This is a genomic window from Larkinella soli (genome assembly GCF_003703975.1).
Taxonomy (GTDB): Bacteria; Bacteroidota; Bacteroidia; order Cytophagales; family Spirosomataceae; genus Larkinella; species Larkinella soli.
The window spans coordinates 656,174-669,075 of the sequence record NZ_QTJY01000002.1 but is presented as its reverse complement, the minus strand read 5'-3'; the positions used below and the strand labels follow the sequence as shown (position 1 = coordinate 669,075).

Here is a 12,902-nt window from a genome sequence, read left to right as displayed (position 1 = left end):
GGCGATTGGACGGTTGGAGTGATCAGGGTTGCGGGACCTGGGGTGCTTCGAGAATCAGCAGACCCGTCGAGTTCTCCAGGTCGTTGATCCTGATTGGCGGGCTACCCGGCTTGGCGAACTGGAGCGAGTATTTGAACGGCTGGCCCTGCGGGGTAAAGGAGAGCGCTTCGAAGGTCTGGAACGGATTGTTGCCGTCGAGCCGGATGTTTTTCCGAACCGAGTACGTCGATTCGTCGTAGCTCACCTGCACGAACACCACCTGCCAGGTATTCCAGTCGAGGAGGCCGCCGTCGATGGTCAGCACGTTGGGGTACCGGCGGAGGTGGATCGGCGGGATGTCTTCGTCGGTGCGGGATTCGACCCAGGGCGAGGTTGTCACGATATCGTCCTTATACTGAACGAAATACCGGTATTTGAAGCTGTCCTTGGCGCCGTCGCGGAGCCGCATCGAGAAGTCCCAGGTATCGGTTCCCTCGAACCAGTGCGAGTATTCCTCCTTGATTCGCTGGTCGGTGTCTTCATAGAGTACCTCCACCTTGGCCGTCTTGACGGTGTTGGTGTCCATGATGATGTCGAAGGAGGCTTTGATCCGGCCCGTCAGTAGGTCGTCGATCATCAGCGTACCTTTCGTATCGGTTTTGGGCTTGCTGAAGGCTTCCTGTCCGTCCTGAAAGAGGTACTTGACGGTATAGCTGTACTCCTTGCTTTTTTTGCCGTACATGTAGCACCGCCAGTTGCCGTTGGGGGTTTCCTTGGTGAGCCGGATTTCCTTCTTCGTATCCGGTTCGTTGGGCACCTCCTTGTATTCCAGGTTGACGGTGGCTTCCTTCACGAGGGTCCAGTCGATGTCGCCGGCCAGGCAGTTGACGGTAATGAAGCCGAGTTTGTCGTAGGAGATCACGAGCGCCCGGTCGCTGATGTCCTTCAGCTCGATGGGCGGGGGCGAAGCGGCCGTGCCGATGTACGAGATTTTGGCTTCGACGTTGTAGAAGTCGATCAGCTTGCCTTCGGCGTTGCGGGCCATCGTAACCCGGAACGTGAAGCTTTCATCGCCTTTCTTGTAGACGAACGATTTGGCGTTCTGCCGGACGATGCCGGTTTTGAAATCCCGCTGGCTGTAGGAGATGTTGACGATGATGCTGTGGATGCTGTCGGCCTGGAAGTCGGCGTTGACGGCCACCTGCACCTCCAGAATCTGGACTTCGGGGCTGCTGACGTCGATGTTCCGCACGAGCTGCTTCCGCTGGTCTTCCGTCAGCTGGGTAATCAGCGTTCCGTTCGGATACCGCCGGAATTCGACCGTGCCGTTCTTCTTGAAGTGGAAGTAGAGGCTGCTGATTTTGGTCTTGTCGACCTCGTTGCGGAAATAATAGTGCGTATCCACGGTCGGGCGCTGGCGTTCGGCATCGCTGACGCCCAGGTTGGGATTGGGTCGGGGCTGGCCGTTGCCGGTGCCGGCTCCTCCTTCGGTTCCTTCGTCCTTCTTTTCCTCGCCGATAAAGGCCGTCTGGAAGAAGTTGGGCAGGATGGTGGTCATGATGGTGTCCATCAGCGTGGTGCGGAGGTTGGTTTCGATCTCCTTGATTTCCTCGCTGTTGGCCGCCACGTCGCCGAAGTCCGTAATCTCGATGTTGATGATCTTGCGGTCGATCATGTCCTCGATCATCTTGCCGATGTCTTCCTTGCTGGCCGTGACGCTCCGCGAGTCCGTCGTCCGGCGGTAGCCGATGCCGCTGACGACCTTGTAGGTGCCCCGTTTTTCCTTGCGGTAGTCTTCCTGGTAGGTCTGCATCTGGTTGAACATCTGCGTGGAGTTGGCCGTCACGGTCACCTCCAGATTCGGCACGAAGGCGTAGCCTTTCAGTTCGTACCGCACGATGGCCTGCAGGGGCGTCAGGTTGTCCGGGTTGTCGCCTTCTCCGGAGAAGCCTTTCGTCAGGGCGTCGTAATAGATCTGGGCGCCCTCGATGCCGAAGGTGGCATAGAACGAAGCCGAGTTGGACCCGACCAGCGACGGTCGGACTTCGGCGCTCGACTGTTTCTTGAAGGTGTCGCCGAGGCCTTCGAGCAGCTCCAGTTTGGCGGTGCCTTCCTTCCAGGTATTGGGCGTTCCGAGTTTGATGATCGGTTTATTGTTGCGCGATACGGGCATGAAGAAGCGGCCGCCCCGGAGCAGGCCGTACAGCCGGACGAAGGGGTGGTTCGGCTTTTCGGCCAGCGAAGACAGGTAGTCGACGATTTTCGTATGCTCTTCCTCCGAAATGGAAAGGTCCGTGGTGAAGAGGAGCTGCCCCAGCTGGGTCTCCACCAGTTCTTTGTTCGTGCTGCTGGCGTAGGCGATGTCCGCATTTCGGGAGAAGAAATTGAACGTCAGCTGCGGAGTGCCCTTCTCGTCGGTCGCGATGCGCGGGCGGCCTCTCAGGGCATAGAAGGTGTCGGCTTTCTCATGATCCCGGAAAATCTCAATATCGTCTAAGCCCGGTACCTTCACGGTTGGAAACAGCATCAGCATAATGGTAAGGATTTAATTGGTTGGATATAAAAATCAGATGTTTCGGATGGGAATCAGCAGCTCCGAAGAGCCGGCCGGCACGACGATGTTCAGGACTTCGTCCTCGCCGGTTTTCTTCATCACGTTGACGACGGCGCTGAGCGGATCGCCCACGTCGACGCCTTTCAGCACGACGGTATCTTCGATCTTGGATCGACGCAGCAGGACGGTTTCGAGCGCCGGGGCGCCGTTTCCGCCGTTCTCGAACAGCTGCACCTGAACGGCCGCGATGTTGCCGCTGAAGGTGTCGGCTTCGAGCAAGGTCGAGATTTTCAGGACTTTCAGGCCGCTGTTTTCGAGGCTGATCGGAGGCTGTTCGATGCGGTATTCGCGTTCGAGGCCCTCCAGAATCTCGCCGTTGCGGAGCAGGAACTCGGTGGTGGCGCGCCAGATGCGGGGGTCTTCCTCCTCGACGATGATGGCGAAGTTCTGCTGCGTGGCCGCAGCCTCCGCGTTCAGCACTAAGGCTTTCATCAGCTCCTCGCCCTCCACGTTCCGGTAGGTGACCTTCACGATGGCTTTCGACAGCAGACCGGCGGTGTTGACCAGGATGGGCGAGATGTTCAGGACGCGCGTCTCCGGCCGGTTCACGATCACCTGCGAATCCTTCTGATTGTCGAATTCCTCCTTGATCGAGTCTTCGCTGAAGAAGAACTCCTGGCGTTTGAAGTAGACGTACTGGTCCTCGACGGCCGGCGCGATCAGGAATTTCTTCAGCTCCGAGCAGCCGTCCTTAAAGATGACGGTGCGGCCGTTGGTGTCCTTTTTAGGGGCCACGAACACCTGTACCGACTGGATGCCGTCGTTGGAGAAGATGATGTTACCGGGCTGAATTTCAATGGGAATCAGCGGGGAATGATCCGAGATGTTGACGGCGATATCCCGCTCGGTGACGTTCTCGAACCGCCGGGAGCTGATGCGGGTTTCGTGCGTTCCGATGATCGAGCCGGGTTTGTGAATGAACTCTACGGTGTAATCGAAGGTCATCGTGCCGAACGGATCGACGAAGAACTTGATCTTCGTGCGGGACTCGGTCGGACTCAGGGTGATGCTGTGCAGATGCAGCGGGTTGGTTTTGTCGCCCTGCCGGTCGCGGAAGCCGTAGGAAATATGAACGATGGCCTGGAGTATCTGGAACTCGTCGAAATCGAAGGCCGCCCGCACGTCCAGCTCGATCTCCTTGAACGGCCCTTCGCCCAGCCGCACCAGCATGACCTGTTTGGACGCATCGAAAGCCGTGCCTTCGAGGCTCAGGGCACCCGCCGGGTGGTAGGCCTGCGTCTTGGCTTCCGCCTTGTCGAAGATGTACGTCCGTTTCATCTGCTGGGAAATCGACCGGTGTTTCAGCGAATACCCGGCATTGATGGTAATCTTGGTCGTCACCTTTTCCGGCGTGTTGGGGCCGGGGGAGGTCGGCGTCGGACTGGTCGGCGTGGGCGAAGTCGGCGTCGGTGAGGTCGGCGTCGGGCTGGTCGGGGTCGGGGAGGTCGGCGTCGGACTCGTTGGGGTCGTCGGGGTGGGCCGGGGGGAGGTCGGCGTGGTCGGAGTTACCCGGGGCGGGGTTTCGGTGGTCGGCGTGGGGACGGGCGTTTCGTTTCCGCCGTCGTTGCTCGGCGGGGTGGGCGTCGGCGTGGCCGTGGAAGTCGGCGTCGGTGGCGGGGTGCCGGTCGGCGTGGCCGTGCCGGTGTTGGTGGCCGGAGTGGGCGAGGTCGGCGTGGTGGGCGTGGTCGGAGTCGGGGAGGTTGGCGTCGTGGGCGTGGGCCGGGGCGAGGTCGGCGTCGTCGGGCTGGAGGCCCCGCCCTCCGAATCCCGCTGGCTGGGCAGGGTGCTTCCCAGCACGTTGTAGTCCTCCCGCGGAATGGCCGTCACGTCGAACAGGGTGGGCGACATCAGCTCGCGCACCAGCTTCATCGCGCTCGGATCGTCGGAACCCAGGGGGCCGGAGGAACCGGTTCCCGTAAAATCGACCTGTTTGACGGTGATGGCGCCCCGGTTGACCAGATCGCGCATGATCAGGTCGATGTCGTTGTTCGAAACGATCTTGAGCGAACCCGCATCGAGGTTGAAGTCGGCGTCGATGTGGTGCTGCCAGAACTCCTCCGTCGCCTTGAAATCGATGGTGATTTCGAGGTGATAGGCGGGCATGACGCCGAGGTATTCGAGGTCATAGACGACGCCGACCTGGGTCTGGGACCCGTTCTTCAGCAGGTTCCACATGATCTGGGCCTCCTTACCGCCGAGCTGGAGCGAGAAAACCGCCGTCTGCTTCCCGATCAGGGACGGCTTGGTCGAGCCGGCCACCGTAAACTTGACCGGCGAGTTCGGGTCGCCCCCGGTACTTCCGAACATCACGAGCTTGACGGCCCCGTCTTTGAAGGGCACCTGGGTCAGCCGTACGCTGCCGGCCTCCGATTCGAGTTTCTGCCGGACGGCTTCCACCTCCGTCTCGTCCGGCCCCAGTTCGACTTCCAGCGTCAGAAAGCCGCCCGTCCGGTTCAGATCGTCGTTAAATTCAGGCTGCGTGTTTTCGACCACTTCCCCGTCGATATAGGCGACAAACTGAATGCCCTTTCCGTTGTTGGCAATTTTCACCTTTTCGGCGGGCAGGTAGTAATATTGGGAGTGGTCCTGAAAATCACGGTAGACAGTGATCCCGTTTACCGTTTGCTGGTGGTCGATCGTCAACATGGGGTGGCCTGGTTAAGGGTTATCGGAAGTGTTTGGTTGCGTTCAGAAACGGGCGCAGGTCGACCTGGCCGGTCAGGGGGCCGCGGGTGAATGTCTCCTGAAAATGAAGGTAAGCGGATGCGGTGGCTCCCGTGAAGGACCCGTCGGCGGGTCCTTCGTAAAAGGGCCGGCCGGTCTTCCCGTTCAGGACGGAACCCAGGATCTTCTGAACCCGGGCGACGTCCGGCCCCGTGGAGCCGTACCGAAGGCTACCCCCGGAGGCCGACGGGTGTTCCCCGGCCAGGTCCGAATCGTCGAAAAGCAGCAGGTCATACTGCCCGGACCGGAAAGCCGGGCGGTCGAGCAGGTCCGAAAAGTGCATCCAGCAGTTCCAGCCCGAGTCGGCGGTGGGGTTGCGGACGTAGGGAGCCGGCTGGCCGGTGACGGTGATGCAGCCCGAACTGCTGTAGGGAAGCCGCAGCGACGCGAGGCAATTTTGCCGGGAGTCCTGACCCGCTTCCGGCTCCGTGCGGGCGGCATGGAGGTTGTCGCCGGGCAGCATCACTTTATACTGTACTTTCCGAAAGTCGAAGCGGGCGGTTCGGCCGGCTTTGACCAGGCCGGGCACTTCGACGAGTCCGTAACCGTCCATCAGAAAAGCCGGGTGCCGCTGGAAGCCCCGTTCGCTGCGGGGGTGAAGGCCGCGTTTCAGTCGGTACAGACCCGGCTTCAGAATGTTGAAGGTCGCCCGGGAATCGGGGTGGCGGTAGACGTAGGCAGCGGAGGGAACCGTGCTGCCTGGAAAAAGCGCAACCTCCCCGGACGACGGAATCCAGATGCCGACCGTACACCGAACGGTTTGATAATTCAGACGAACCGGGCGGACCGGATGAGCGGATTTAAACGTGCCGGAAACCGTGAAATTTCCCCGCATTATCTCCACCGGAAGAGCGCTCCGAACGGCAAATAAAACCGGCACCGATTCGTCGATAACAAATCGATAACGGCGGCATAAAACGTTGAGTAGCGCTCCTGAGATAGTCATACAATTTGGTTGAATGACGTTCGACAATTGTTTCCTTCCAATCCGAAAAACGGAGGGGTAAAATCAATTACCCGATTCAGGTTAGTCCGCCTTAGCTGTGGGCTAAGTTTGTGAATGGGTCTTGTTAATCCACTATGGTTTTTATTTATCGGTAGTCGGCTTATTCAGTGGAATAACTTACTTGATGTTGCATTTATATGAAGCTTGCAAACATTTAAATCTTCAGATATATGCCGGCGGCAAATCGAAATAAAATTGTACTGATGCACTGGAACGGGCGTTTTGGAAACCGGATGTTTACCTACGCCTTTCTCCGGCACTATGCCGAAACGTTCGGTCTGGAGGTCTGGCTGCCTTCCCACTGGGAGGGTGATGTGCTGTTTGAAAACCGCGTTCACCGGATCATCGACGACGACGAACTGCGCCTGTATCTCAACCAGAGCATTCCGCCCTTCGACCACATCGACGCCCGGATGGCGGCCGTCCACCGGTTCAACCAGCGGACCGGCGATCAGATCGAATACATGAATCCGGACAATCCGGACGAATACGGCCGGGTGAACGTCTGCATCGACAGCCTGTGCTGTTTCCACCCCCACATCTTCGGGAAGTACTCGGCCGAGCGGATGCGGGAAACCTATTTCCGGTTTTCGGAGCAGGTACGACAATCGGACCTGTACCGCCGGCTGGAAGACCGGCAGGGGACGTACACGGTCGCCCATCTCCGGCGCGACGACATCGCCGACGCCAAAAACCATACGAACCAGGGGTACTCGGTGCTCTCCCGGGCGTCCTACGAAAAGGCGTTCCGGAAGTACGGCTACGACCCCAAAACCATCGAATGGGTAACGGACGACAAAACCGGTTCCCTCGGAATCCCCTCACGCCGTTACCCCGATCACTGGTCCTACCCGGTCGGGGCCACGCCGGTTCCGGAGGTGTTTTTCTCCTGGTTTCCCGACTTCCTGAAGCTGATGTTCGCCAAAGCGGTGTTCCGGGCCAATTCCTCGTTCAGCTGGTGGGCGTGCTTTCTCGGGAATGCCAGGGTATATTCGCCCCGGCTGCATACGCGCGTTCTTTTCCACGAAACCGGCCGCGAACTCGACGTGGAATTCGAGGAAGGCAACCACCCGCACTGGCTGTGCGTGCAGGGCCAGGACCAGTGCGACGACATCCTCATTCGGTAAGCCGCGGCCGGGACGGCGCCCGGGCTCATCGTCCCGGGCTGCCTTTCAGCCAGTTGGTCAGAAAAGCCTTTCCGTTTTCGTACAGCACATCCCGGATCAGACGCCGTAAATTATCCTCGTCCACTTCGCCCTGGGGCGTCACCTTCAGCAGCCGGCCTCCGCCGTTTTCCCGGCGGTAACGTTCCTCGGCCACCGGCAGCCAGCGGAACAGCAGATTTTCGAGGTTGCCCATCCGGCTGGCGTCGCGGCAGTTGATCAGGGGGTTGATCAGCCCATCGAAATCGCTGCCGATCGTGATGTGTTTCCAGGGGTCTTTGTCGGTTCGGATGCGGCCGGCCGAAACCACGTGCAGCAGGTTGAAGCAGAGCGACAGCGGGTGGCGTTCCTCCTTCGTCGGCAGCAGGAAGGATTCGGGGGCCGCCATGGGTTCCGAACTCAGCTTTTTGAACTGCTCCGGAAACAGAAACCGGAACTCCTCCGCCGACATGAATTCCTCTTTTTCGCCCTTGCCGAGCACGTTCTGCCAGCCCAGGATGCGCACGTCCAGACTGATGCCGATCAGCCCGTTGCTGTTCAGCACCTCTTCGATGTCCTCGTCCAGGAGGTTGATCGTCCAGGGGTTGAAGGTGAAGGTTTTGTTGGTGGCGCCCCAGTCGCCGGCCACCCGCCGGCTGGTGGTGATTTTGACCACGGGTGTGTTGCTGGCCTTCAGCCGCACGATGTGAGCTTCTTCCAGCGCGCCTTTCCATTCGTCGAGCGAATAGCCCGAGACGCCCATGTGGCTGGCGATGATGGGCAGGGTGTGGCCTTTCAGCCTCCGATGGGCGTAAAAGTCCAGCCGGGATTTCAGTCCCATGTGCTTGATGTCGATCAGCACGGGCGCGTCGGCCCCGCCGACCTGAATCGAGTAGGCCTTGTCGATCACCTGTTTACCGGCATTCGTCAGGCCGTCGCCAATGGGGAAGATGGCCTCGTCCTTCAGCATCTTCATCCCGTAGGCATGGGTCGCCAGCAGCTGCTCCGGGATGTGCGACAGATGGGTGAGCACCATCGAGAACAGGTCCATGTTCTCGGCCCACATGGCCGTCTGCAGGTGTTCGAGGCTCAGGGCCGGGCTCAACACCGGATGGTCCTGGAAATCTTTTGCAATCGGCTCATCTTCCGGCGAGCCGCTGACCGTCATCTCGTCGGGTTTTCCCGGCTGGCCGATCAAGGTCCGGCAGAGGCTGTGGCCCCCTTCCATCGCCATGGCGACGTGGGTCAGCGCACCGGGCGCGTCCAGCATACCGGGATTTTTCCGGCTCAAAATCGTGATCTGTCCGCCGTCCCGCAGTCGTTTATAGTGGTTCAGTTCCCGGATAAACAGCTGATAATAAGAGATTTTGCCCTCCCGGATTTTACTAAAGTAAGTCTGATCGACCGGTTTGGTCAGAAACTGCGAGTTGAGCACCTTCCCAAACAGGCCCTCCTTTTCGGCAAACATCCGCTCGATGGCAGCCACATTGGCGATGCCCAGCATCAGTTTGCCCGCGCTGAGTTGTTCCAGACAGGCCTGGCTTTCCAGAATATGCAGAAACTCCTCCTCCAGAAAATCGGTGATCGGGTTTTTCAGGTCGATCGGTTTCAACAGCGAACGAACGTCCCGGGTGGAGGGATAGGCAGGTTCGAACTGGCAGATGAACTGCTTGAAGGCGGGATGAAAATGAAAGTCGAAATATTGGGGAGCCGTCGACATGGTCGTAGGAGAAAGAGTTTCGGACTACTGATTGAAATATTCCCGGAGCAGGGCCTCCTGGCCGATCTGGTCGCCGAAACCGGCGGCTTCGTAAGCCCGGGCCTGCGTGCCGGCCGTAAATGCCTGAAGGGCCAGCTGCCCCCGGGGCGTCAGGGAAAAGGAAGCGGGGAAGCTCTCCGTCGGCCCCCGTTTGGCTTTTCTCCGCAGGATGTTCCAGACGAAATGGACGGCTTCCACCACGCCGAGGTCTTTGGAGGGTTCGGGGTCGGAAGCCGCATAGGCGTGTTTCAGCTCGGCTTTCTTCGGCAGCGGCAGGGTCAGCAGCTTCTCCACGTCCAGAATACCGGCGCCATACCGATCGGTCCGCCAGCCGTCCGGAGTCCGGGCCGACTGCTTCAGGCAGAAGCGGAAGGCTTCGACGATCTGCCAGGGAAAGTCGTATTGGCTCAGAGCGTCGAGGTGCCGGGCTTTCCAGAGCATGGCGGCCGAGGCCACGTGCGGGGTGGCATAGCTGGTGCCGTCGCCGTAGACCATGATTTCGTTGCCCTGCTTGTCGATGAAGGGCACATACACGCTTTCACCCGGGGCCGCAATGTCCACCATCGGCCCGTTGCTGCTGCCTTTCCAGGGCTGGTCGGCGGGATTGACCGCGGCCACGGCGATGGTGCCGGGATAGACGGCCGGGGCCACCACCACTTCCACCTCGTTGCCGGCGGCACACACCCAGATGACGCCGTTTTCGTAGGCTTCCCGGGCAATGGCCGCAAACATCGCCCGTGGATAGGTGCCCATGCACATGAACATCACGTCGGCCTGGCTGCGAATGGCGTATCCGGCCGCATCCACCAGCTGTTTGCCGCGCCCCAGCAAAATGACCGATTTGGAGATCCGGTAGGGGATGAGCCGGGCGGGGACCTGACCTCCAAAGTTGAGCAGGCCGCCGTTGCCGTCGAGCCGCCGGGGGTCGGCGGCCAGCGTCCCGCCCACGGCCAGGCTGCCGGTGCGGGTGCCGTGGCCGGGGTGTTTCAGCAGCAGCCGGTCCATCAGGTCGCGGGCGTCGGCATCCGAGTCGATGAAGTCGAAATCCTTATCGGTGTCGACGCCCGAAAAGACCTTGGAATGGGAGGAATAGCCGGTGTCGAGCTGCACGAAGCGCAGACTCGCCAGATTCTGCCGGATGGCGTCCCAGTCTTTTCCGGTCCGGTTCCCATCGGCGGGGCAGTTGACGGCCAGCCAGTTCCACCAGCGGTAGTAGTCGGCCCGTACTTTTTTGGCTTTCTGCACCCAGCCGGCCTGCCCGAAGTCCTTCAGGAATTTTTCCTCGTTCCAGGCCGCCGTGCCCTCATTGTAAATCAGTTCCGATTCCTGCGGACCCTGCCGGGTGGGCGCGTCGGAGTCGGTCAGGCCGATGTCGGTGAGCATCTCCAGGTCCGGTTTGCAGCTCTCGATGTGCGGCAGGCTTTCCATGAAAGCAGCCTGTTCCCAGGGGTTGCGGGCGGTGCGGACGGAGACGTACCGCATCCGGCGGATGTACGGATCGAACGAATGCGGGATCAGGGGGTGATCCTCGACCAGTCCTTCGACCAGCAGGGCGGCTTTCTGTTCCCAGTCGTCGAGCAGCGTGGGCTGGCTGGTCAGGACCACCTCGAAATACTGGAGACCGGCGGTCGATTCGGTGCCCGTGTGGGCGGTCAGGGTCGATTCGGCCGGGAGGGCCGCCGGAGGGATGGGAGCGGTATGGGAGATGGGAGCGTTCATAGTCGGAAGGGAGGAAGTTTGGGCTTCGATGATTTGACGGCGGTAGGGCTGCATGGCGTCCGGAACGGGCAGTTTATTGAAGGCTTCCACGATGCAGCTCACCCGGACGCCCTCGTTGCCGATCCAGTCGATCAGCTCGTCGGGGTCGTCGGGCTGCACGGGGCTGCCGTCTTTCCGGAGCCAGTTGCCGGCCGCGTCCTTGCGCGGGATGGAGCTGTGGTGGAGCGCCACGATGACGCCCGTACCCAAGCCCAGCACGGCGCTCCCGGACGAGCCGGGCAGCGTGTCGGACTCGTAAATGAGGAAGTTCTCGGTCAGCGTAATCAGTCGGATGTCCCGGAGAACCAGCTTTTTATAATCTCCTTTGGGGTGCTGGATAACGACGCAGTTTTCCCCTTCGATGATCTTGCCGAGGGAGCTGTCCATCCGGATATAACCGAACTGGTCCAGGGACGCCCCTTCGGTTCCCGTCGGCTCGACGGCCACCATCGTGAAGTCCCGGCCGCTGTAGGGCACCTCCGGATGCGTTTCATACGGCGAGGTCAGGAAGAACCGGTCGGGCCGGAGCCGGAAGGAAATCGGCGACTGAATATGGCCGTTTTCATCCAGTTCATAGCCGAACTGGGCCTCCGAGCGCAGGGCGGTTTCGACGTCCGGCAGCACGTGGTGGTTCGTCAGCAGCACCTGCGGACTGATCAGAAAACCGGTTCCGTAACCGCTGTTTCCGAAGGACGTCTGAATGACGATCCGGCACACGCTGGACGAGTTCCGCAGGATTTTCCGGATGACGGATACATCCTGAAAATTGGGCACGTTGTTAATGCGCTCCAGGGCTTTTTCCACCTGCATGCCCTCGCGGGCGATGCGTTTCGACAGCCGGTCGATGTCGTTGGTGATGTGGCTGAGCGGCAGCTGCCCGCTGCGGTTTTGCTGAATACCGTATCCCACGCGCTCGATCTCCGAGCGATGCGCGACGAAGTTGGCATAAGCCTGGTCCCGAAGGCGGGTCCTCGCGGATTCAAAAAAGGAAATGTCTGCCACGGCCAGATCGGTTTGTATGAAACAAAACGGCTAAATTGAGTGGGAAGCGAAAAAAGAACAGAGGCAGTAGGGCCGGGTATTTAAATCGGATGAAAGCGCCCGGTTAATTTAATTTGATGCGGTTAAAGTAGCGGTTTTAAAGAAAGGAGTATCAGGTTATTTATTGAACGGAAAATGATTTTTTATTTCCCTTTTAAATGGCTTTTTGAATAAAAAAGAAAGGCCCGATTTCTTGTTCGACGGTCGTCCTGAATAGACGCTATTCGCTATTTTTGACCCGGTTCGGAGAATAAGGGAACATCTGGTATTATGACAGGCCGTTAATGAACCGCCGGATATCCTCCCTTCCTTTTTCGGTGGCATAGGGAAGGAACAGTTTGGCGACCAGGGCGGCATAATGGTGAATGTGTTCCCGGGGGCTCAGGTGCCGGAAGGAAATGCTGGCTTCGGAAATCCAGAAACGGGCCGTGAGGGTAAAAACGGATACCAGAAACCCGGTGTCCGCGTCGGGGTTCAGATACCCTGCCTGCCGGAGCGCCGACAGGCCGCCCACGATGGACCCGAAACGTTTTTTTTCGGTTTCCTTATAGGTTTCGGAAAGCACCCGGTTCCGTTCCATCAGGTGAACCACGCTCAGGAGCAGGCAGCGGTATCGGATCTGATGCTCGCAGACTTTTCTGAACCGCTCCAGAAACGAAAAAAGGTCGGGGGTTGCGGCTCCGCCCAGCTGGTCGTTCAGTCGGGAAAGGTCCTGCGCCAGGCGGTTCACCAGATCGTCCTTCGTCGGGAAATAGTAGGTGAGGTTGCCGACCCGGATGCCCAGCGCAGCCGCCAGCTCCCGCAGCCCGACGTACTCGATTCCCCGTTCATTGAACATTTCCAACGCTTTATCGACGATTTTTTCCTCTCTGGTCATAC

General features: G+C 59.6%; 7 protein-coding genes. 1 reads left to right on the top strand and 6 read right to left on the bottom strand.

The annotated features are described in order from the left end of the window. Positions 1–22: 22 nt before the first annotated feature. Genes DX909_RS08980 through DX909_RS08970 form a run of 3 tightly spaced genes read right to left on the bottom strand, consistent with a single transcriptional unit; the run spans position 23 to position 6,263 of the window. Positions 23–2,512 (bottom strand): hypothetical protein, encoded by a 2,490-nt coding sequence (locus DX909_RS08980; protein ID WP_128544802.1) that lies wholly within the window; start codon positions 2,510–2,512, stop codon positions 23–25. A gap of 33 nt (positions 2,513–2,545) precedes the next feature. Continuing rightward, positions 2,546–5,239: a hypothetical protein gene (locus DX909_RS29490; RefSeq protein WP_164851234.1), complete on the bottom strand. Its 2,694-nt coding sequence runs from the start codon at positions 5,237–5,239 to the stop codon at positions 2,546–2,548. A 19-nt stretch (positions 5,240–5,258) separates the two neighbouring features. Continuing rightward, positions 5,259–6,263 (bottom strand): peptidoglycan-binding domain-containing protein, encoded by a 1,005-nt coding sequence (locus tag DX909_RS08970; RefSeq protein WP_128544801.1) that lies wholly within the window; start codon positions 6,261–6,263, stop codon positions 5,259–5,261. Between the two features lie 293 nt (positions 6,264–6,556). Here DX909_RS08970 and DX909_RS08965 point away from each other — a divergent pair, with 293 nt between their 5' ends. Continuing rightward, on the top strand, positions 6,557–7,450 hold the full coding sequence (locus DX909_RS08965) for an O-fucosyltransferase family protein (RefSeq protein ID WP_206512978.1): 894 nt from the start codon (positions 6,557–6,559) through the stop codon (positions 7,448–7,450). A 25-nt stretch (positions 7,451–7,475) separates the two neighbouring features. Here DX909_RS08965 and DX909_RS08960 read toward each other — a convergent pair whose 3' ends face one another. The 3 genes from DX909_RS08960 to DX909_RS08950 form a co-directional block, all read right to left on the bottom strand. Next, on the bottom strand, positions 7,476–9,185 hold the full coding sequence (locus DX909_RS08960) for an amidohydrolase family protein (protein WP_128544799.1): 1,710 nt from the start codon (positions 9,183–9,185) through the stop codon (positions 7,476–7,478). A gap of 24 nt (positions 9,186–9,209) precedes the next feature. Next, a complete protein-coding gene (locus DX909_RS08955) occupies positions 9,210–11,984 on the bottom strand; it encodes a S8 family serine peptidase (RefSeq protein WP_128544798.1) in 2,775 nt (924 codons plus the stop codon). Between the two features lie 307 nt (positions 11,985–12,291). Then, positions 12,292–12,900 carry a TetR/AcrR family transcriptional regulator gene (locus DX909_RS08950; RefSeq protein WP_164851233.1) on the bottom strand — a complete coding sequence of 203 codons (609 nt, stop codon included), beginning with the start codon at positions 12,898–12,900 and terminating at the stop codon, positions 12,292–12,294. Positions 12,901–12,902: the final 2 nt, after the last annotated feature.

Excerpts from the sequence above, each read along its gene's own strand:
- DX909_RS08980 (WP_128544802.1), bottom strand. The coding sequence starts at position 2,512 with ATGCTGATGCTGTTTCCAACCGTGAAGGTACCGGGCTTAGACGATATT.
- DX909_RS29490 (WP_164851234.1), bottom strand. The coding sequence starts at position 5,239 with ATGTTGACGATCGACCACCAGCAAACGGTAAACGGGATCACTGTCTAC.
- DX909_RS08970 (WP_128544801.1), bottom strand. The coding sequence starts at position 6,263 with ATGACTATCTCAGGAGCGCTACTCAACGTTTTATGCCGCCGTTATCGA.
- DX909_RS08965 (WP_206512978.1), top strand. The coding sequence starts at position 6,557 with ATGTTTACCTACGCCTTTCTCCGGCACTATGCCGAAACGTTCGGTCTG.
- DX909_RS08960 (WP_128544799.1), bottom strand. The coding sequence starts at position 9,185 with ATGTCGACGGCTCCCCAATATTTCGACTTTCATTTTCATCCCGCCTTC.
- DX909_RS08950 (WP_164851233.1), bottom strand. The coding sequence starts at position 12,900 with ATGACCAGAGAGGAAAAAATCGTCGATAAAGCGTTGGAAATGTTCAAT.